Origin of the sequence: Ruania rhizosphaerae (genome assembly GCF_009805705.1) — a bacterium.
Lineage (GTDB): Bacteria > Actinomycetota > Actinomycetes > Actinomycetales > Beutenbergiaceae > Ruania > Ruania rhizosphaerae.
The window spans coordinates 193898-213957 of sequence record NZ_VSMB01000007.1 but is presented as its reverse complement, the minus strand read 5'-3'; the positions used below and the strand labels follow the sequence as shown (position 1 = coordinate 213957).

At 67.7% G+C, this 20060-nt stretch carries 18 protein-coding genes; 9 read left to right on the top strand and 9 right to left on the bottom strand.

Going from position 1 to position 20060, the window contains the following annotated elements; translation table 11 throughout:
- A partial coding sequence (locus FV560_RS11910) for a hypothetical protein (protein ID WP_159621744.1) occupies positions 1-288 on the bottom strand: 288 nt, incomplete at its 3' end.
- A complete protein-coding gene (locus tag FV560_RS11905; RefSeq protein WP_159621743.1) occupies positions 285-422 on the bottom strand; it encodes a hypothetical protein in 138 nt (45 codons plus the stop codon). The genes FV560_RS11905 and FV560_RS11910, both read right to left, overlap by 4 nt.
- 173 nt (positions 423-595) lie before the next feature.
- On the opposite strand from FV560_RS11905, the gene FV560_RS11900 reads away from it, so the two are divergent.
- From FV560_RS11900 to FV560_RS11885, 4 genes are read left to right on the top strand one after another with little or no spacing between them, the layout of a single operon-like run.
- Positions 596-1819: an outer membrane protein assembly factor BamB family protein gene (locus tag FV560_RS11900; protein WP_159621742.1), complete on the top strand. Its 1224-nt coding sequence runs from the start codon at positions 596-598 to the stop codon at positions 1817-1819.
- Positions 1819-2997, top strand: coding sequence for an outer membrane protein assembly factor BamB family protein (locus FV560_RS11895; RefSeq protein WP_159621741.1), 1179 nt, complete (start codon positions 1819-1821; stop codon positions 2995-2997). The genes FV560_RS11900 and FV560_RS11895 overlap by 1 nt, the downstream gene beginning before the upstream one ends.
- Positions 2982-4232, top strand: coding sequence for a hypothetical protein (locus FV560_RS11890; protein ID WP_235020085.1), 1251 nt, complete (start codon positions 2982-2984; stop codon positions 4230-4232). The genes FV560_RS11895 and FV560_RS11890 overlap by 16 nt, the downstream gene beginning before the upstream one ends.
- A gap of 8 nt (positions 4233-4240) precedes the next feature.
- Positions 4241-5620, top strand: a complete 1380-nt coding sequence (locus FV560_RS11885) for a hypothetical protein (RefSeq protein ID WP_159621739.1) — start codon at positions 4241-4243, stop codon at positions 5618-5620.
- Here FV560_RS11885 and FV560_RS11880 read toward each other — a convergent pair.
- Positions 5569-6603, bottom strand: coding sequence for a hydroxyacid dehydrogenase (locus tag FV560_RS11880; protein WP_235020084.1), 1035 nt, complete (start codon positions 6601-6603; stop codon positions 5569-5571). The two genes, FV560_RS11885 and FV560_RS11880, sit on opposite strands and share 52 nt — an antisense overlap.
- A gap of 93 nt (positions 6604-6696) precedes the next feature.
- On the opposite strand from FV560_RS11880, the gene FV560_RS11875 reads away from it, so the two are divergent.
- The 5 genes from FV560_RS11875 to FV560_RS11855 all read left to right on the top strand — a co-directional run bounded on the left by FV560_RS11875 (position 6697) and on the right by FV560_RS11855 (position 14477).
- Positions 6697-7764: a substrate-binding domain-containing protein gene (locus FV560_RS11875; RefSeq protein ID WP_159621738.1), complete on the top strand. Its 1068-nt coding sequence runs from the start codon at positions 6697-6699 to the stop codon at positions 7762-7764.
- A 267-nt stretch (positions 7765-8031) separates the two neighbouring features.
- Positions 8032-10038, top strand: coding sequence for an ABC transporter substrate-binding protein (locus FV560_RS11870; RefSeq protein ID WP_159621737.1), 2007 nt, complete (start codon positions 8032-8034; stop codon positions 10036-10038).
- Positions 10039-10079: 41 nt separating this feature from the next.
- Positions 10080-11072, top strand: a complete 993-nt coding sequence (locus tag FV560_RS11865) for an ABC transporter permease (RefSeq protein ID WP_159621736.1) — start codon at positions 10080-10082, stop codon at positions 11070-11072.
- 15 nt (positions 11073-11087) lie between these two features.
- Positions 11088-12260 (top strand): ABC transporter permease, encoded by a 1173-nt coding sequence (locus FV560_RS11860; protein ID WP_159621735.1) that lies wholly within the window; start codon positions 11088-11090, stop codon positions 12258-12260.
- 45 nt (positions 12261-12305) lie between these two features.
- The gene (locus tag FV560_RS11855) at positions 12306-14477 is read left to right on the top strand and encodes an ABC transporter ATP-binding protein (protein WP_159621734.1); all 2172 of its coding nucleotides are present in this window, start codon (positions 12306-12308) and stop codon (positions 14475-14477) included.
- A 30-nt stretch (positions 14478-14507) separates the two neighbouring features.
- On the opposite strand, the gene FV560_RS11850 is transcribed toward FV560_RS11855, so the two are convergent.
- The 6 genes from FV560_RS11850 to FV560_RS11825 all read right to left on the bottom strand — a co-directional run bounded on the left by FV560_RS11850 (position 14508) and on the right by FV560_RS11825 (position 19963).
- On the bottom strand, positions 14508-14888 hold the full coding sequence (locus FV560_RS11850; protein ID WP_159621733.1) for a type II toxin-antitoxin system PemK/MazF family toxin: 381 nt from the start codon (positions 14886-14888) through the stop codon (positions 14508-14510).
- Positions 14852-15091: a ribbon-helix-helix protein gene (locus FV560_RS11845; protein WP_159621732.1), complete on the bottom strand. Its 240-nt coding sequence runs from the start codon at positions 15089-15091 to the stop codon at positions 14852-14854. The genes FV560_RS11850 and FV560_RS11845 overlap by 37 nt, the downstream gene beginning before the upstream one ends.
- Before the next feature lie 31 nt (positions 15092-15122).
- Positions 15123-17261 carry an FAD-dependent oxidoreductase gene (locus FV560_RS11840; protein ID WP_159621731.1) on the bottom strand — a complete coding sequence of 713 codons (2139 nt, stop codon included), beginning with the start codon at positions 17259-17261 and terminating at the stop codon, positions 15123-15125.
- Between the two features lie 110 nt (positions 17262-17371).
- Positions 17372-18142 (bottom strand): 3-ketoacyl-ACP reductase, encoded by a 771-nt coding sequence (locus tag FV560_RS11835; RefSeq protein WP_159621730.1) that lies wholly within the window; start codon positions 18140-18142, stop codon positions 17372-17374.
- A 128-nt stretch (positions 18143-18270) separates the two neighbouring features.
- Positions 18271-18630, bottom strand: coding sequence for an L-rhamnose mutarotase (locus FV560_RS11830; protein WP_159621729.1), 360 nt, complete (start codon positions 18628-18630; stop codon positions 18271-18273).
- Between the two features lie 7 nt (positions 18631-18637).
- Positions 18638-19963, bottom strand: a complete 1326-nt coding sequence (locus FV560_RS11825) for a Gfo/Idh/MocA family protein (protein ID WP_235020083.1) — start codon at positions 19961-19963, stop codon at positions 18638-18640.
- Positions 19964-20060 lie beyond the last annotated feature (97 nt).

The window sequence follows — 20060 nt, the reverse complement described above, 5'->3', positions numbered from 1 at the left end:
CCCCAGATCAGACACCCACGGAGCACCCGCACCCGCAAGACGCATCGGTTCTTCCATGCCAGGCACCACCGACCCCGGAACCTCGATGTCCACCTCAGGGTCGAACACGCCCACAGCACCCGCACCGTGCTGGTCAGGGTCGATCGCTCGCTCCGCGACCCAGGAGACCACCAACTCAGCACACTCGATCTCCACCGCCCGGGCTGCAGCCCGGTTCTCCCGCACAGCCGCCAGCACGTCACGCTCAGCCGAAGCCGAGAACGCGGAACCAGTAGCTGTCGAGGTCATGCCTTCAGCTTCTCACCCACCACCGACATCCGGACGTCTGCCCAGGTCAGGGCGGATCCGCGCCGGCCATCAGCCCCACCCGACACCCCACCCATGACACCGGGCACCAAGCCTTCGATGGCGTCCACGGTCACGTGTCCAGCCGAAACGGAGAATCCGGGGCCGTGGCTGGACCTGTGGTTGTCGAAGTCATGACCCGAGCCTCCCACCGACCACCGACGTCGACCCTTCCTGTGGTTGGGGGCGTGGCGACGCACCCGCCCCCACGCACATCGCTGGGGACCAAGGGCTGCGTCATGATGGACGGATGGGGACCAGGGACGTCGAGGAGTTCGCGCTCGACTCGGGCAGCGATCACTCTCCTCCCCCGCGCCCCGGCAGCCGGGGCGACCGCTCAGCACCGCATCGGCTGTGGCCGGGACTGCCGTGGGTCGCAGCGGCGCTGGCGCTGATCCTCGCCGGCGTCATGACTGCCCCTGCGCCGGGTGCGGTCGTGAGCCCCTGGGGGTACGTGCCCGGCCTGGGCGGGGAACCCGAGCTCGCGTGGGAGCTGGAGACCACCGAGATCACGGGCATGTGGGCATTTCGTGGGGTGCTGGCGATCGCAGAGCTGGAGCGAGTGCGCGGGATCGACGCCGCGACTGGGGCCGAGCGGTGGCGCGTCGAGAGCAAGGCCGCCCAATGCGGCTCAGACGGGTCCAGTCTGACCTGCACCTCGATCGACGACGAGATCATCGTGATCGACCCTGTCACCGGCAACATGGACGAGCCGGTATCCGTTCCAGGCGCCCAGGCAGCCACGGCCTACGAGGACGACATCGTCGTGGCGACCTCCAGCGACATCCGGCGGGTGCGCGTCGACGGCTCCGCCGTCTGGAGGACGCCGCTGCCGGAGGGGAGTCCCGTCTTCTACGGGCCGGCGGTGATGGACGGTCACGTCCTGGTCAGTACCGACCCTGCCCGGGGAGGACTGCCGCCACTCGATGTCGAGACCGGCGAGCCGGGCGAGCCGGCCGAGGTCGGCCAGACAGCGTTCCCGATCCGGGATGGCGCGTGGGTGACGGACGACGGCGAGTCGACCTGGGTGTTCGCCCGCGGCGAGGGACAACGAGCCACACTGATGCCTGCGGCGGCGACGACCGACCCAGCCCTGCTCGACTTCGCACCGTCCGACACGGATGCGGAGTGGTTCGCGTCCGCCATCGTGCCAGGCGTATCGATCCGCTACACCCACGACGAGCGCGGCATGATGACGCTCATCGCGATCGACACCCGGACCGGCGAGGAGCTCTGGTCCGAGCCCACGATGCAATGGTTCTCCCGACCGATCGTCGACGAGGACACGATCGCCGCCCTCACCGAATCGACTGAGTCTCGAGCCCTCTCGGCTGTGCTCGCGCTCGATACTCACACCGGCGAGGAGCGTTGGCGGATCGAGCGCGACCACGAGATCCACGGCGTGCAGGCCGGGGGCGGGAACCTCTATCTCTCCGGCCCCTCAGTCATCTCCGCGTGGGAGTTGACCGGCTGATGCGCCCCACCGACGAGTTCGAGCCAGCACCGACCTCGCCCACCAGCCCAGAGGCAGCCCGACGGCGACCCCAAGTCTGGTCACGCCCGTGGCCCTGGGCGGTGCTCGCCGTCCTGCTCGTAGTGGCTGCGGTCCTGACCGTCCCGCGACCTGGTCCGGTGGTCGACCCGTGGGGGTACCTGCCCAACCTCCATGACGAGCCGGAGCTGGCCTGGGAGACAGACCTCACGGCAGATGCGTTCTGGCTGTTCTCTAGGGCGGTGGTCGCGCGGGGCCCCGACGGCGTCACCGGCCTCGACTCGGCGAGCGGCGAGGAGATCTGGAGCATCCAGGCTGAGGAACCCACCTGCACCTCCGACGGCGTCGACCTCACCTGCACCACCGGCCCCGACACGGTGGAGGTCATCGACCCACGATCGGGCCGGGCACGGCCGTATGAGGTTCCCGGAGTCGCTGCTGCCGCGAGCGTGGACCGCGATATCGTCGCGGTCACCACCCACGACATCCGCCGTGTGAACGGAAGCGGCCGGCTCATCTGGCGGAGCGAAATCGTCTTCGGCCGTGCGATGAACGCGCCGCCGGAACTGATCCATAGCACGGTAGCGGTCAGTTCCATCAGGTCAGGAAGCACCCTCCTCGATGCCGAGACGGGGAATGAGGTCTCCGTACCCGACGCCGGCCGTTCTCCACACTCTGTCCGTGACGGGCTGTGGCGGTCGACTGACCTGAGTGCCACCTGGCTGTATGTACGAGACGACCCGTCGCTGGCATTCAACGGCTGGATCTCCGAGCGGATTGCGACGCCGGACCCCACCCTGATCCGAGCCATCGACGAGAAAGAACTGGACCGCTGGCGCCCAGTCGCGTTCCTCCCGGAGGTCACTCTGGGGTTCCTCACCATCCGTGAGCACGGTCCCGGCGTACTCATCGCCGAGGCTCCCGACACAGGCGAGGAACTGTGGCGCACCGGGCCGGAGGTGTCGATGTGGGACCCGCCCCTGCTCGGGCCCGAGACGTTCCTCTACTCCGACTCCACCGAGCTGATCGCACTCGACGTTTCCACCGGAAGCACACGCTGGACGATCGCACCACAGGACGTCATCCTCGACTTCTCCAGTGACGGCGAACGCCTGTACATCCTGGACGAGACTGGCGTCAGCGGGTGGGACCTGTCGTGAAGGAACGCGAGGAGTTCGAGCTCGGAGACAGCCTCGACACACCTCAGACCGACAGTCCCCGACGGCGACCCCAGACCTTGTCCGGCCCGTGGCCCTGGGCGATGGTCGCCGTCGTGCTCCTCGTGACCGCGGTGATGATCTCCCCCCGCGTGCTGTCGCCCGAGCCTGAGGCCGCCTGGCAGGTTGAGTTGAACCCGGGGTCGGCGCCCAGGGTGTGGGTACTCCCGCGGTTCGTGCTCGCGACCACGGCAACCGGGCTCGTCGCCTTCGACGCCGACGGTCAGCGGCTCTGGCGCCTCGACCTCGACGACCCCACCTGCACGAGCGCCCACGAGGAGCTGATCTGTGTCCACGGTGAGGCAGGCGAGGCGACAGTGAGCTCGATAGCAGCTGATGGCGCATGGAGCGACCTGTCCATGCCCGGCGCCGACGTCGCAGCCAGGACCCCCACAGGCGACCTGGTCGTGGCCGGCAGCAATGCAGCGACCTCATGGCTCGGGCGTTACTCCCCCGACGGCGAGGAACAGTGGGTAAAGGAGCAGGACGGTGGCGTCTCGTGGGCGGATCTGACCATCCAGCAGAATGTAGTGACCGCCATGGCTGGTCCGTGGCCCGACCTGTCCGGGCTGATCTGGACGGCGTACGTGGCCGACGGCTCCCCCGCGAGCATGTCATTCGCGCAGATCGGCAGCGCCACGACCACCGCAGTGGACGATCCCCGGTTCGATTCGGACACCCACCGGCCGTTGTGGCTGGCCTCACGCGACCTGACCGAGCACCCGGATGCGGCGATCACCGTCGACCTGCAGAACTCCACCGGCATCGCCCGGTTCGAAGACCCTGGCGGCGCCGTCATCAGCTGGGCCTCAGAAGTTCCGCTCGCGGCGCTCGGCACGACCGTCTACACCTCCTCGAACGATCTCCATGACGCTGCGCTGAGCGCCGTCGAAGTGCCCGACGGGAGGCATCGATGGTCCGTGACCCTGCCCGGGTCCGTCCACGCGATCTGCCCGTGTGCGGCGACCGAGGGCACGTTCACGGTCGCCGGCGTCGCCGGACCCCTAGCCGGCAGCGAGCCGGACGACGTCGAGTTGTTCTTCCTCGATCAGCGCGACGGCCGGGTCCGCGCTCGCCTCCCGATCGGGCCCGGCCCGTGGTCGCTCGCCTCGGATGCGCACGCGACCTATCTGTTCACCGACGGCGTCCTGTCGGCATTCCCTGACCCGAGGGCATGATGGGACAGATGACTCACGACGAGTTCACGATCGCCGGTGAAGATCCGGCGGCCGCCCACGCACCCCCACCTCCACGACGGCGACCCCAGACCTGGTCGGGCCCGTGGCCCTGGGCGATGGTCGCCGTCGTGCTCCTCGGGGCGGGCGTGGTGACTTCTCCGCAGGGCGAACGCCCCGTGCTGCCGGCGGATGTGGCCTGGTCGGTTCCGCTCAGCGGCGCAGCGCATCCCGGAGTGTGGGTGATCGATGACATCGTGGCCGTGAGCGAAGGAGACGAGATCGTCGGACGCGCCGTTGCCGACGGCGACGAACGCTGGCGGGTGGGCGTGCGAGAGCCGCGCTGCGCCTCCGATGGTGTGCGGCTCGCCTGCGTCCCATCCGGTCCTCCGTCGCGAGCCACCGACGGTGTGATCACGGTGATCGATGCCGATGGTGGAGCCACGATGGCCGAGGTCGAGGGCGCGCGGCTGGCGAGCCCTCTCGGTGAGGACCTGGTGGTGGCCGGCGGAACCGGCGACGATGAGCGCTGGCTCACCAGGATCAGCCCCGGCGACGCGCAGCAATGGCGCACCGTGGTGACCCCGGAATCGCCGAGCCGCTCGGAGCAACTGTCCTTCGATGAGCTCACGGTGAGCGGGCGCTCCATCGCTTGGTGGTTCGCCGAGGACGACGTGCGCTGGTCCGAGCCTGGCATGCTCGACCCGGTCACCGGCGAGCGCCTGCCGACCCTGACCGCCGCACCGTACACCTCAAGTCTCCCGCTGGAGTTCGAACGGACGCTGACCTACCTGGAGGCCGACTCGCGCGCCCCTGACAGCGAGGTGGCGGTGATGACCGGCGGTGTGGCCGAGAGCGTCGAGGGCGCCTGGCTCTGGCGGTGGGACGCCAGCGAGGAGCCGATCGCCGTCTCATCAACAGAGGTGACGACCGCCGTGCTGCCCGACATCGTCGGTGCGCTCGAGGGTGAGGGAGCCCTCGGCTTCGCCACGCTCCGGACCCGTGCCCTGATCGAGGGCGATGCCGCGGGGACGGTGAGTGACTACCGGGCGTTCACATGCCCCTGCGCGTGGGTGGACGACACTCTGGTCGCCCACGGCTACTGGGTCGAGGACATCGACGCACTCCGGCAGGGCCGGTACCGGATCGACATCGTGATGATCCACGGCACCGAGGTGGTCGAACGGTTCGAGGTGGAACAGGTGACGGCAGAGAACCCGCGCGTGCGGGAGTGGGACATCGCCACCGATGACACGACGGTCTACATACGTCGGGGTGGACAGTTGCTTGCTCTGGAAGGACTCCCCCGATCGCTAGGCCCCGATCCGGTGACCGAGCGTCAAGCCGAGACCGCAAGTTCAGTCTCGGCGACCGCGTGCAGCAGCGGCTGACCACCCACCAGCCGTTCGACCTCGTCGACGGCGCTGCTCCCGAGCCGGCGCAGTTCGTTGCCGGCTGAGCCGGCGACGTGCGGTGTCAGGAGAACTGCCGGGTGCGAGAGGAGCGGATCGGAGGGGGGAAGCGGTTCCGGATCCGTCACGTCCAGGACGGCATAGAGCGGTCGCCTCTGGATCTCGTGCCGCAGGGCCTCATGATCCAGCAGGGAGCCGCGAGCGGTGTTGATGAGAACCGCGCCCTCACGCATCGCCGCCAGCACCGACGCGTCGATCATGTGCCGCGTCGCGGGCAGGGCAGGCGCATGGACGGACAGCACGTCCGAGCGCTCGGCCAGCTCGATCAGGGAACCGACGCGCTCGGCGCGCCCGGCGAGCTCACGCTCGCCGACCCATGGGTCGTAGACCAGCACATCCACATCCAGCGCTGCGAGCATCTCGATCACGCGTCGACCGGTCCGCGAGGCGCCCACGATCCCGATCGTCGTCCCGTAGTTTCCGACCTGCTGCAGCGGATTCCACCCGCCCCGAGGGTCATGACTCGCCGGCCACAGCACCCGCTTCCCAGCCAGGATGATCATCGCGAGGGTGTACTCGGCCACCGGCTGCGCGTTGGCCGTCGCAGCACTGGAGACCAGGACTCCTCGTTGCCACACGACCGGATCGACCCACCATTTCACCGACCCCGCGCTGTGCACCACGGCGCGCAACCGCGGAGCACGGTCGAGCAGTTCGGCGCCGATTCGCGGCGTTCCCCAGCTGGTGATGAGGATCTCGGTCCGGGCCAGCGCCCGGGCAGCATCCTCGGAGTCCAGCGGCGACAGCAGCCGGTCATCCAGATCCACCAGGCCCCGGAGTCGATCCATCGTCTCCGGGCCGAACAGCCCGTCCCGTAACTCGATCGACTCCATCGCCATCGTCGTGCGCGGCTTGTGCACCGGTTCCACCCCATCCTCGGTCATCGGATCCGGGCACATCATGGCGGAGAACTCTACGAATCTCGTCAGATATAGACAAAAGTGATCTTTGTCCGTCACGATGCCGACAACACCTGGTCACCTGCTGGAGAACTGATGCTGCCGCACGCACGCCACGAGTATCTGATCCGCCAGCTCGAGCTGCACGGCAGCATCCGTGCCAGTGAGATCGCGGAAGCGCTCGATGTCTCGCCCGTCACGATCCGGCGCGACATCGATCAGCTCGCCGACAAGGGATTGATGGAACGAGTGCACGGTGGCGCCCTCTCCCTGGCACGGCAGACCTCCCGGCCGGATCCGGCTCGCACGCTCATCGGCGCTGTGGTCCCGTTGCGCAACTTCTACTACCCCGAGGTCGTGCACGGTATGGAGCTCGTGGCCTCGCGCATGCGCGCCCGGCTGATTCTCGGCGTGGCTGGATATGAGCCCGAAACCGAGCGCAGTCGGGTGGAGCGGCTGCTCTCGCTCGGTGTGCAGGGGCTGATCCTGACACCGAGCCATCTCCAGAACGCTGACGACGTAGCGTCCTGGCTCACGGCGATCCCCGTGCCTGTGGTACTGCTGGAGCGACACGTCAATGCGACAAGCCAGGTCCGACGGATCGACAGCGTACGCACCGACCACGCCTACGGAGCCGAACTCGCCGTCGAGCACCTCCGCGACCTGGGCCACGAACGGATAGGCCTGGCGGTGGACATGTGGACCCCGACGGCCCCGTGGATCCAGCAGGGCTATCTGCAAGTGACCACGCGGCTCGCGATGGAACCCCCGCCGGTCGTCGAACTGCCCTCGGACCCGAATGACATCGAGGCGATCACCAACTCGGCCAACCAGTTGATCGATGAGTATCTGCGGACCGGAGTGACGGGGCTGCTGGTGCACTCCGACCATCATGCGATCCAGATCGCCGAGGTGTGCCAGCTTCGAGGGCTCAGAGTCCCGGAGGACATGGCGATCGTCTCCTACGACGACGTCCTGGCGGCGCACGCGGCCGTACCGCTGACCGCAGTGACACCGCCGCGGGTCGAGCTCGGCCGGGAAGCACTGCGGATGGTGATGACACGAGTCGAGCGGCCGGATGAGGCCGCTGCACCGCACCACCTCCAGTTGCTGCCGCGGCTGACGGTGCGTCAGTCCACTGCACCATCCCCGGCCTCGGCCTGAGAGGCAGTGGCAGGCGGTGCGGAACCCCCGCTCGGGTGCCTGCACGACCCGGATGATCTGTTTTGTCGCTTTTCGTCGTTCCGAACCTCGCGCTGATTAACCTGACGACCACAACCGGGCACAACCCGCCGCAGCTGGCCCAGTGCTATCAGTGACGAAGGCACCAGGCCACGTGGCATCGCCACGGCGAGGCCGGGCGCCTGAAGCCAGACCCTCGTGCTGAACATCGACCGTTCGGCCGGGACCCAGAGTCGAGGAGGACCACACATGAAGCGCTCGAGCAGGAACACGGCGACAGAGATCAGCCGGCGCCACCTGTTGCAGGCGGGCGGAGGTGCCGCTGCCCTGGCGACCTTGTCGCTCACGGCCTGCGACCCCGCCGAGGGCACCGGAGAGACCGACGGGGGGCAGGGGGCGCCGGACCCGAACCGCCCACTCGAAGCCCCTGAGCTCACCGAACGGGTCGATGCCGGTGACCTTCCGCCGCTCGAGGAGCGCCTCCCGGTCGAATCCGATCGCCTCGTCGTCGCGACGGCCGCACTCGGGGTGTACGGCGGCGTCTATCACGGTGCCGTCGCCGACCAGGGTGACTCTCCCTGGCTGGAGCGCATGCTCGCCTACGAGCCCCTTCTGCGATACGACCCCAACCTGGACGAGTTCGCCCAGCCGGGCACCCTGCGCGAGATCACTGTCAACGACGACGCCACAGTGTTCACCCTCCACCTACGGGACGGGATGAAGTGGTCCGACGGCGAGCCAGTCACCGCCGACGACATCATGTTCGCGGTCAACGATGTCTTCTACAACACCAACATCCACGCCACACCTCCCGGCCTGCTCACGACAGCTGGTGACCCGTGCGAGGCCGAGAAGGTGGACGACCACACCGTCACACTCACGTTCTCCCAGTCCAAGGGAGACTTCATCGAAGAGGCCTCCCGCGCAGCGAACGCCGTCTCGCCCAATCTGCTCTTCTACCCCAAGCACTACCTGGAGCAGTTCCTCCCCGATCTGAACCCCGACGCCGAATCCGTCGCCGAAGAAGCGGGTTTCGGCGATTGGACCGCGTACTGGGAGGACCGGATCGAGTGGTGGAACAACCCCGACCGTCCCGTTCTCTATCCATGGGTCATCACCGACCCGCTGAACGAGGGAAACGTCGTCCACGCCGAACGCAACCCGTACTACTGGAAGGTCGACTCCGAAGGTGCGCAGCTGCCCTACATCGACCGCCTCGAGTTCGAGATCATCCAAGAGGAGGAGGTCATGCTCCTCAAGGCCGTCAACGGTGAGCTCGACTTCCATTCACGGCACTTCAACTCCGACGCGAATAAGCCGGTCCTCGCAGAAGGCCGCGAGAGCGGGGGATACCACTTCGTTCCTGTGCAGCCGACGTCGATGAACCGGCTCGTGATCGCGCTGAACCTGAACCACCAGGACGAGGAGCTGCGCGGCATCTTCCAGAACAAGGACTTCCGCGTCGGCCTCTCGCACGCCATCGACCGGCAGGACATCATCGACACCGCATACCAGCGCCAGGGCGAACCCTGGCAGGCGGCACCGCACCCGGACTCGGAGTTCTTCGACGAGGAGTTCGCCAAGCAGTACACGGAGTTCGATCTCGACCTCGCCAACAGCCACCTCGACGCTGCTGGACTGACCGAGAAGGACTCCGAGGGGTTCCGGCTGCGCCCCAACGGAGAGCGGCTTCGTTTCAGCATCGACATCGCCAACCTCTTCCCCGAATGGGCTCCAGCAGCCGATCTGATCACCCAGACCTGGGCCGAGGTCGGCGTGGACGCCCAGGTCAACCCGATCGAGCGCAGCCTGTTCTACGAACGAAAGGAGGCCGCTGCTAACGAGCACGACGCCAACATCTGGGCGGGCGACGGTGGCCTGAAGATCGAGATGCTCGAACAGCGATGGTGGTTCCCCAACGGCGGCGAGTCGAACTACGCCACGCAGTGGGCAGAGTACTACGTGAACCGTGGCGAGGGGGAGAACGCCGTCGAGCCGCCGGAGCCGACGCTGCGGCAGATGGAGCTGGCACGGCAGATCCCGCTCGAGCCCGATGTCGAGACGCAGAAGGAGATCTTCCGAGAGATCCTGCAGATCGCGAAGGAGCAGTTCTACGTGATCGGTATCGCGCTGCCGACCGCGGGCTACGCCATCGCCAAGGACAACCTCGAGAATGTCGTCGAGTCCTTCCCCGACTCCTGGCTGCACATGACCCCGGGCCACATCAACCCACCGACCTGGTTCTTCACGCCGTGACCAGCTCGGGCCCTAGCCCGCGCCCCAGGAGGAGGTGACCATTGCTCCGCTACATCACTCGCCGGCTACTCATACTCATCCCGACGCTCGCCGCGATCTCGGTGGTCACGTTCATCGTGATCCAACTGCCCCCCGGGGACTACCTCACCACCCGGATCGCCCAGCTGTCCGCACAGGGCGACGGCTCGCTCAGCGCCCAGGAGCTGGAACGACTCACGCAGCGCTACGGCTTGGACCAGCCGGTATACGTGCAGTACTGGACCTGGATCTCGAACATCCTGTTCCACGGCGACTTCGGCGACTCCTTCGTCTACGGACGTCCGGTCGGTGCACTGCTCGCCGAACGGCTACCGCTGACGATCCTGCTGTCGGTGCTGACGTTGCTGTTCATCTGGGCCGTCTCGTTCCCGATCGGAGTGTACTCGGCGATGCGTCAGTACTCGGTGGGTGACTACACGTTCACCTTCTTCGGGTACCTCGGGCTGGCGGTGCCGAACTTCCTGATCGCTCTGGTGCTGATGTGGGTGAGCCTGCAGTACTTCGGCACGAGCGTCGGCGGGTTGTTCTCCCCGGAGTACCGGGATGCTCCATGGAGCATGCCCAAGTTCGGCGACCTGCTCGCGCACCTGTGGATCCCTGTGGTGATCTGGGGAACTGCCGGAACCGCGGCGAACATCCGGGTGCTCCGGGCGAACCTGCTCGACGAACTGCGCAAGCCGTACGTCACCGCAGCCCGAGCCCGTGGGATGAAGCGGGGGCTCCTGACGATCAAGTACCCCGTGCGGGTGGCGATGAACCCGTTCTTCTCCACCATCGGGTGGATCCTGCCCGGGCTGATCGCCGCGGACGCGATCACCTCTCAGGTACTGAACCTCAACACCACCGGCCCCCTCCTGCTCGATGCGCTGCTCGCCCAGGACATGTACCTGGCCGGATCAGTACTTCTGATCAGCGCGCTGCTGGTGGTCATCGGCACCCTGATCTCCGACCTCGCCCTCGCCTGGCTGGACCCCCGGGTCCGGCTCCGGTACTGAGAAGGAGCGCCGCCCATGACGAACGCACCAAACCCTGACGCCGGTGGCGCTCTGGCCAAACCCGACCTCGGCCCAGGCCCGGAGCCGACGGAGTCGACAGGTCAGGACCGGCTCGCTCTCGCCTCGCAGTCCCAGCTCGTCTGGTGGAGCTTCAAGAAGCACCGCCTGGCTCTGGTCTGCGGCGTGATCACCATCGCGATCTACGCGATCGCGATCCTGGCCCCCTTCCTCGCCCCCTACCCCTCGGGCCATCACAACAACGAATACACGTACGCACCTCCGCAGTCGGTCCACCTCCTCCACGAGGGAACCTTCCGTCCGCACGTCAACGGCTACTCCTTCGAGCAGGACCCGGACACGCTCGCGCTGACGTTCGAGGTCGATCCCGAGATCGTGATCCCGATCGGGCTGTTCGTCGAGGGACCCGAGTACGAGATCCTGGGGTTCATCCCCTGGGACCGGCACCTGATCGGTCCCACCGACTACGACGCCGGGCCCATGTACCTGCTCGGCGCCGACGCCAATGGCCGAGACCTGCTCTCACGGATCATGCACGGGACGACGATCTCGATGTCCGTCGGCCTGGTCGGGGTGCTGCTCTCCCTCTTCCTCGGCGTGGTCCTCGGCGGCCTCTCCGGCTACCTCGGCGGGAAGGTCGACACCGCGATCCAGCGGCTCATCGAGTTCATCATCGCGATCCCGACAATCCCGCTGTGGATGGCCCTGTTCGCCGCCGTACCCGCCAGCTGGAGCCCGGTGCAGCGCTACCTCGCGCTGACCGTGGTGATCTCTCTCGTCGGCTGGGTCGGGATGGCCCGCGAGGTGCGCGGGAAGTTCTTCGCCGTCCGCAACGAAGAGTACGTCTCGGCAGCCATCGCCGACGGTGCGAGCCAGGGCAGGGTGATGTTCCGTCACATGCTGCCCTCGTTCACCAGCCACATCATCGCCAACCTCTCGCTGTCGATCCCCACGATCATCCTCGCCGAGACGGCGCTCTCCTTCATCGGGCTGGGCCTGCAGTCCCCGACCGTGAGTTGGGGTGTGCTGCTGCAGGAGGCACAGAACATCCGCGCCGTCTCCACCGCACCGTGGATCCTGCTGCCCGGTGTCGCCGTCGTCATCACCGTGCTCGCGATGAACTTCTTCGGCGACGGCCTGCGGGACGCGGCCGATCCGTACAAGAACTAACGCCGCCACCACCCCGACCAGTCCCTCAGATTCCCGGGAGCCCCCATGCAGCACCCACTCACCGCCACAGACGAGCGGACCGCAGAACCGCCCGCTGCCGCCGCGCCGCTGCTTGAGATCGACTCGCTCCACACCCGCTTCGACACCGCCGACGGTGAAGTACGCGCCGTGGACGGCGTGAGCTTGACCGTCCGCGCCGGTCGCACATTGTGCGTGGTCGGCGAGTCCGGGTGCGGGAAGTCGATCATGGCCCGATCCGTTCTCCAGCTCGTCGAGCCACCCGGCAAGATCGTGAGCGGTTCGATCCGCTGGAACCACGGCGAGTCCGGTCCGGTCGACACCACCGCCCTGGAGCCGGACGGTGAGCAGATACGCCGGATCCGTGGCAACGAGATCGGGATGGTCTTCCAGGAACCGATGGCCTCACTCTCCCCCATGTACACCATCGGGGCGCAGCTGACCGAGGCGATTCTCCTGCACCGTGACGTCACCCCCGACGAGGCCCGTCAGATCGGGATCGATCTCCTCACCCAGGTCGGGATCCCCCAGCCGGAAGGGCGCTTCGACGCCTACCCGTTCCAGCTCTCCGGCGGGATGTGCCAGCGCGTGATGATCGCGATCGCCCTCAGCTGCGATCCGGCCCTGCTCATCGCCGACGAACCCACGACAGCCCTGGACGTCACCACGCAAGCCCGCATCCTCGACCTGCTCAAGGACCTGCAGCGTCACAACGGCATGGCGATGATGTTCATCACCCACGACCTCGGAGTCGTGGCCGAGATCGCCGACGACGTCACCGTGATGTACCTGGGCCAGGCCGTCGAGCATGGCACCGTCGAACAGATCTTCACCACACCGAAACACCCGTACACCCAGGCCCTGCTGGGCTCACTGCCCACCCTCGAGGACACCACGCATCGACGGCCACTGACCGCGATCCGCGGCATGGTCCCGCACCCCCAGAACCGGCCCACCGGCTGCCCGTTCTGGACCAGGTGCGATGCTGCGATCGGTGGTGTGTGCGACGTCGAGGAACCGCCCGAGTCGCCCTTCGACAACGGCCACCGTGCCGCCTGTCATCGGTACAGCCACCCCGACGGCGGAGGCAGCGTGCCGCTCCCGGCGCCGGCCGTGCGCGGGCACGCCACCGACCGCAGCGGACGCGGCCAGGCCGAGGGCGCCCCGGTCCTGGAAGTGCGGAACCTGACCAAGCAGTACACCGTCTCCGGCGGAATGTTCCGCCGCAACAAGGGCACCGTGCACGCCGTCAGCGATGTGAGTCTGACGATCAGACCGGGGGAAACCCTGGGGCTCGTGGGCGAGTCCGGATGCGGAAAGACCACCCTCGGTCGCAGTATCGCCCGGCTCGTCGACGCCTCCTCCGGGGAGGTGCTGTTCCGGGATCGCGACGGCACTCAGGTCGACCTTGCAGCGTTGCGCGGGGCGGCTCTACGCCGCTACCGCACCCGGGTGCGGGTGATCTTCCAGGACCCGTTCTCGTCGCTGAACCCACGGATGACTGTCGAGCAGATCGTCGGTGAACCGCTGCGGGCGAACGGCATGGCCAGAGGAAGCACGCTCACTGATCAGGTAGCCGAGATGCTGCGCAAGGTCGGGATCCAACCGGAGTACATGTCGCGGTACCCGCATGCTTTCTCGGGCGGGCAGCGGCAGCGGCTCAACATCGCCCGGGCGTTGATCACCGAACCCGAGTTGGTGATCGCCGACGAACCGGTCTCGGCGTTGGACGTCTCCGTGCGTGCGCAGATCCTGAATCTGCTCAGCGACCTGCAGGACGAGTTGGGCCTGACCTACCTCTTCATCTCGCACGACCTGTCGGTCGTCGAACATGTGAGTGACCGTGTCGCCGTCATGTACATGGGCCGGATTATCGAGGAGGGGCCAGCCGACGCCCTGTTCGGGGCGCCACAACACCCGTACACCCAGGCGCTCCTGGACGCGGTGCCGATCCCCGATCCGTTCGCCCGGCCCGAACGCTCCAGCACCGTGCCCGACGAACTCCCGGACCCCATGAACCCACCGGCTGGGTGCTCCTTCCACACACGGTGCACCTTCGCCGATTCCGATCACGGGTGCTCAACGACGCTGCCGGCTCTGACCCGCGTCGACGAGGATCACGACGCCGCATGCCACCGGTCCAGCGACCTCACGCTGCAGGGGATCACACGCACTCGTGAGATACCGGAGGCGTCCTGAGGCGCCCGCATCTCGGGGCCCGAGGACGGCTCAGTCGCTCAGGAAGTCGACCACCCAGCGTCGAATGTCGGTGAGGCACCGGTGATCTACCGTACCGGCCACACGATGAACTCGCGCCCGTGCGATGGTCCTGACCTGCTCGGTCATCGCGAAGGATTCCCGGGGGAGGCCAGTCTGACCACGGATCCGTAGATGGTTCTCCCAGCCTCGATCCACGCTGGTGACGGGAACCACCGTCACCAACGTGGTCACCACCTGCAGGTGGATTGCACCGGAGACGACAACAGCAGGTCGCAACCCTCCCTGCTCCCGCCCGGTGACAGGGTCAAACGCAACCCACACGAGCGCACCGGGGAGAAGCCCAGGCGCCTCCGTCACGAGGTGAGGCCGTCGGAAACGGCACCATCCCATGCGGCTGTCTCGTCCAGGTAACTCGCCCACTCATCCGGAGGCGTCCGCCGAATCTGGTCACGCAAGCGCTCGAACCGACGCGATCGATCGTCGAGATCTGCGAGCGCAGCCAGGTGCTGGCCGAGCGTTGTTCCATGGTCCGCCGCCTGCGCCTTGAGTCGGTCTCTCAGGTCGGTATCGACCTTGATCGTCGTCGCAGTCATACCGAGAGTATACCGCGCTCAGTACGAGCTGTCAGTGGATGTTGCCGTCCTCGCGGTAGGCTTTCCACACGTTCTCGAAGAAGTCATCGTCGGTGGGTAGGGGACGCACGGGCCGCCACCGGAACAGGGGACGCCCGGCCCGGTCACCCTCCTCCCGGGTGACGATCTCGGAGAACTCAGGCTCCGCCGTCGGGACCTCGGACGGGGCGCAGGCGCCGTGGGCTCCCGAAGGGGCGACCCATGCGGTCTCCTGTACCTCGTGAGCCAGGGCTCCGCCGTCGAGGGTGAAGCGGAACAGCTCCGGCAGGTCCAGCTCGGCCTCGGCGTTCTCCCCATAGCCGACCAGCGGAAGCTGGCCTTCCGGGTCGGTGTAGAGCACCGAACCACGGGACTTGCCGCCGTGGCCGACGTAGTCCGCCATCGCCGACAGGTAGATGTAGGCGGTGGTGAGGATGTCGCGCACGAGGAAGGTGCGGTTCATCGAACGGCGAGAGGTCTGGTCGGCGCTGATGAGCTCGTCGTAGTTGCTCAGCCACTCGTGCACCTGCACGAGGGCCTCCTGGATCGACTCCGGCGAGCGCACCGGCCCGGCCTTGGCGCTCATCAGCTCCTGCACCTGGGTCAGCAGGTCGCCGGTGTTGTCCGGGGTGCCGCTCGCGCGGCGGGCGGCCGCGGCTTCTGCCAGCGCGATCGCCCCGGTGACCACGGGCTCGGCGGCCGCGGTGAAGCCCTCGGCGGCGAGCGGGGCATCAGTACGGCGGGCGGCGATGAACTGCGCCGCCCGGGTGGCCCCGACCTGGCCACTGTTCAGCGCGGCGCCACCGGGGCGGTAGACCCCGTGCGCACCGCCGGCCTCCCCCACCGGGAAGAAGCCCGCCACGTTCGACTGCCACCACGCGTCCACCAACAGGCCACCGTTGTTGTGCTGGGCGCACACGTCGATCTCGAGCATCTCCTGCTCGAGATCCACGTACGGGTTCTTGTCCAGGTAGAACTGGTAGGCAGGCTCGTTCATGTGCCGCAGCCGCTCAATCGGGGTCCCGAAGAGCACACCGGCCTTCTCGAGGTACTCCAGCGCCTCCGGCTCCAGCTCGGCGTGGTCGAAGGTCTCCCGCACCGGGTTGGAACGGAAGTCCAGGAACACCCGGCGCCCGCGCAGCACCGTCTCGCGGTAGACGAGCAGGTCGATGAGGCTGGAGCCGTCCCGGGCCTTACGGATGTCGAAGGGCCACTGGTAGCCCTTGAGGAAGACCAGGGTGAGCATCCGGCCGTAGTCGGGAATCGCCTCGGTGAGGAACTCGCGCTCGTCGTTGCCGTCGGCATCGGTGGAGACGAACCGCGGGATCACCTGCATGTAGGTGCCCGAGACGTTCCAGCGCGGCTTGATCGAGGCCAGGCCGAACTGCCACTCGGTGAGGTTCTTGCCGTGCACCCCGGCACGGTAGGCAGCTCCGGAAGCCCCCCACTGCCCGTTCGGGAACACCCGGGTGGCGTAGATGCCGGCCGGACCGCCGGTGGCGTAGACGACGTTCGTGCAGCGCACCAGCAGGTAGGGCGAGCGCTCGCCGTCGTGCGGGACGTCGGTGCGCAGCAACAGGATGCCCGCGATCTTTCCCTCGCGGACGATGAGGTCGACCACGCGGCACTCGTCGAAGACGGGAGTGCCGTTGCGGGCGACCTTCTTCTCCAACTGCTCCACCATCGAGCGGGAGGTGTAGGGGCCCACGCTGGTGCCGCGGCGGCGGGGGTCGTGGTCGGTCTTGTAGCCGACGAACTCCCCGTACCGGCTCTGCGGGAACGGCACGCCGAGGTCGCACAGCCGCAGGAATCCGCGGGCCGAGAGGGCGGCCTCGGCGAGCGCGTTGTCGCCGTCCATCGCCCCGCCGGCAAAGAGCGTCTGCGCCATCTCGTTGACCGAATCGCCCTCGGCGCCGGAGAGGCTCAGCTTGTAGTAGGTCTGCTTGTCGGAGCCGGCGTTGCGGCTGGCCCCGGCGCCCACCTTGTCGGTGACCACGACGATGTCGCCCTGGCCGAACTCCCACAGACGGTCGGCCGCGCAGAATCCGGCTGAGCCGGTGCCCACCACCACCGTGTTCGCGGTGACGACAGGGATGTCGGTGCCGGCGATCGTGTGGAACTCGGCTCCGGGTACGTCGGTGGCGGTACTCATGTGCTCGTCCTCAAAATCCGTCGTCGATCTGGTTGCTCGTCGGGGCCCTCCCGCGAAATCCAACGTCGATTTGGCGGTTGGTGAACGACCACATCGACGTGCGATTTCGGTTAGAGGCGCGGGATGTGCATCCCGCCGTCGACGTTGATGATCTCGCCGGTGGAGTAGGGCATCTTCCCGGCGGAGAGCTGCACGACGGCGCCCGCCACGTCGGGCGGTGTGCCCCACCGCGGCATCGGGGCCAGTCCGTCAGCGAACTGGGCGTCGTACTTCTCCTTGACGCCGGCGGTCATGTCGGTGGCGATCACGCCGGGCCGGACCTCGTAGACCACGATGCCCTCCGGGGCGAGACGCGCAGCGAACAACTGCGTGGCCATCCCGACGCCGGCCTTGGAGATGCAGTACTCGCCGCGGTTGGTGGAGACGAACGTCGCGGAGACGGAGGAGACGTTGATGATCGTGCCGACCACGCCGTCTGTCTGCCCGCGCTCGTCGCGACCGGCAAGCATGGCGTTCGCCACCCGCTGGGTGAGGAAGTACGGACCGCGCAGGTTGATCCCGAGTACCCGGTCGAAGCTCTCGGGCTCGGCCTCGAGGATGTCGGCGCGCACCGAGGGCGCCACGCCGGCGTTGTTGACGAGGAGGTCGATCCGGCCCCAGCGCTCGAGGGCTGCGTTGACGTACCGCTCGTGCGACTCGGGCTCGGCCACCGACCCCTGGACGTAGAGCACCTCGCCACGCTCGCGCAGCTCGGCCAACAGCTCCTCGGGCTCCGGGCGTGTGGCCAGGATGGCGACGGCGTACCCCTCGTCGAGCAGGGCATGGGTAATACCGAGGCCGATACCTCGGTTTCCTCCGGTGACGAGAGCGACCTGGGGCACGAAGAACTCCTACGGATCGGGGGCGGTTCCCCTCATCATGCCTGAGAATCACCCCCGACGGCAAGCGCTTTCCGTGCCTCGCTGGGCCCAGAGTCGAGGCACCTGCAAGAGTCGACGGGCTGTGCCCGTCAGTTCCGTCCCGGCTCCGTCGGCAGACCCGCCGCCACCAGCTGATCCTCCAGGCTGAAGACCTCCGGGAGCAGCTCGAAGCCCTCGTCCGGGTTGCCCGGATTGACGAAGAACCTCTCCATGTTCGCCTGCCATCGCTCGTTCACCGCCGTGCGGCCCATCGCGGCCTGCGCAGCGTCGTAGTCGTCGGCCTCGAAGTGCCCGACCAGCAACCCGTCCGGGGCCAGGTACAGTTGGTAGTTGCGCCATCCTGAGTCGCGCAGCGCCTCCAACATCTCGGGCCAGACGGCGGCGTGCGCCTCGGTGTACTCGTCCAGTCGGTCGGGCCGGACCCGGTTGATGAAGCAATAGCGGGGCATGGCGTTCCTAGAGCGTCGTCGCGGTCAGGTCCACACCGAGGGCGAGTTCGTCGATCGTGACCGCACGCCCCTCGGCCAGCGACACGTTACCGGCGATCCCGGTACTGACCGCTCGCACTCCGTCGAGCACCCCGGACGCACGACCGAGCGGGTCATCCTGGGTGCCGGGTTCGAAGATGTCCCGCAGGAGGATCGCGTCGCCGCCGCCGTGACCACCGATGCCCTCGGGGATCGGAACCTCCCGCGCGGCCTCCCAGTGGCGCTGCACCACCAACTTCTCCCCCTGCGGCCGCACGCGGTCCTCCTCCACGCCCTCGGGCGTGGCCGAGGGGTCCACCACGGAGGCCTTGGCCACGAAACCCCGCTCGATGACCTCGAGTTCGGCCCGCCCCTCGGACCCGTTCACCGTGACCCGGTACCCCTCCCACGGGGCATGCGCGTTCAGGGAGTAGGTCAGGAATGCGCCGGAGGTGTAGTCCACGGTCAGGCCGAGGTTGTCCTCGATGGTGATCCCCGGGGCGAAGACGTCCTGGTCGCGGACGTAGCCGTCGTGCGTCTCGGCGTCGAGGTACATCGCCTTCAGCTTCGGGTCGGCGGCGAGGTCGATCGACCACGGATCCCCCGCGACGGCGTCCCTCCCCTTCGCAGGCCGCGCGCCTGCGCCTGCCGCACCTGCGCCGTCGGGACCGTAGAACTTCAGCCCACCGGTGGCGTACACCCGCGCGGGCGCTGCACCGACCCACCAGTTGACGAGGTCGAAGTGGTGCGAGGACTTGTGCACCAGGAGGCCACCGGAGTTGGCCTTGTCGCGGTGCCAGCGGCGGAAGTAGTCGGCACCGTGCACGGTGTCGAGCGCCCACTCGAAGTGCACGGAGAGTACCTGGCCGATCTCACCGTCGGCGATCACGCGGCGCAGCTCGGAGTTGCGTGGCGAGTAGCGGTAGTTGAAGGTCATCACCAGGTCACGCCCGGTCTCGCGCATCGCCTCGGAGATGGTGCGCACCCCGTGGGCGGTAGTGGTCAGCGGCTTCTCCACCACGACGTCGGCTCCGGCGCGCATGGCGCGGGCCACCACATCGGCGTGAGAATGGTCGGGGCTGGTCACCACCACGCGGTCCACCCGCTGCTCGGCGATCATCCGCTCGAGATCGGCCGGCGCATACCGCGGCACGTCGAGGACGAGACCGGTTCCGTAGTAGTCGGCCCGTGCAGGGTTCGGTTCGCACAGCGCCACCACCTCGCCGACGTGCGCGTAGTCCTGGGTGAGGGCGTTGAGGTACATGCCGGCTCGGGAGCCGGTGCCGGCGACGGCGTAGCGACGGCGGGTGGTCATCGTGGACTTCTCCAGGGGTCGTAGGTCGCGGGCAGCGGCGCACCGCTGCATCACAGGATAGCCGAGAGACCGGTTTCTCGGAGCAGGGGAAGGCAAT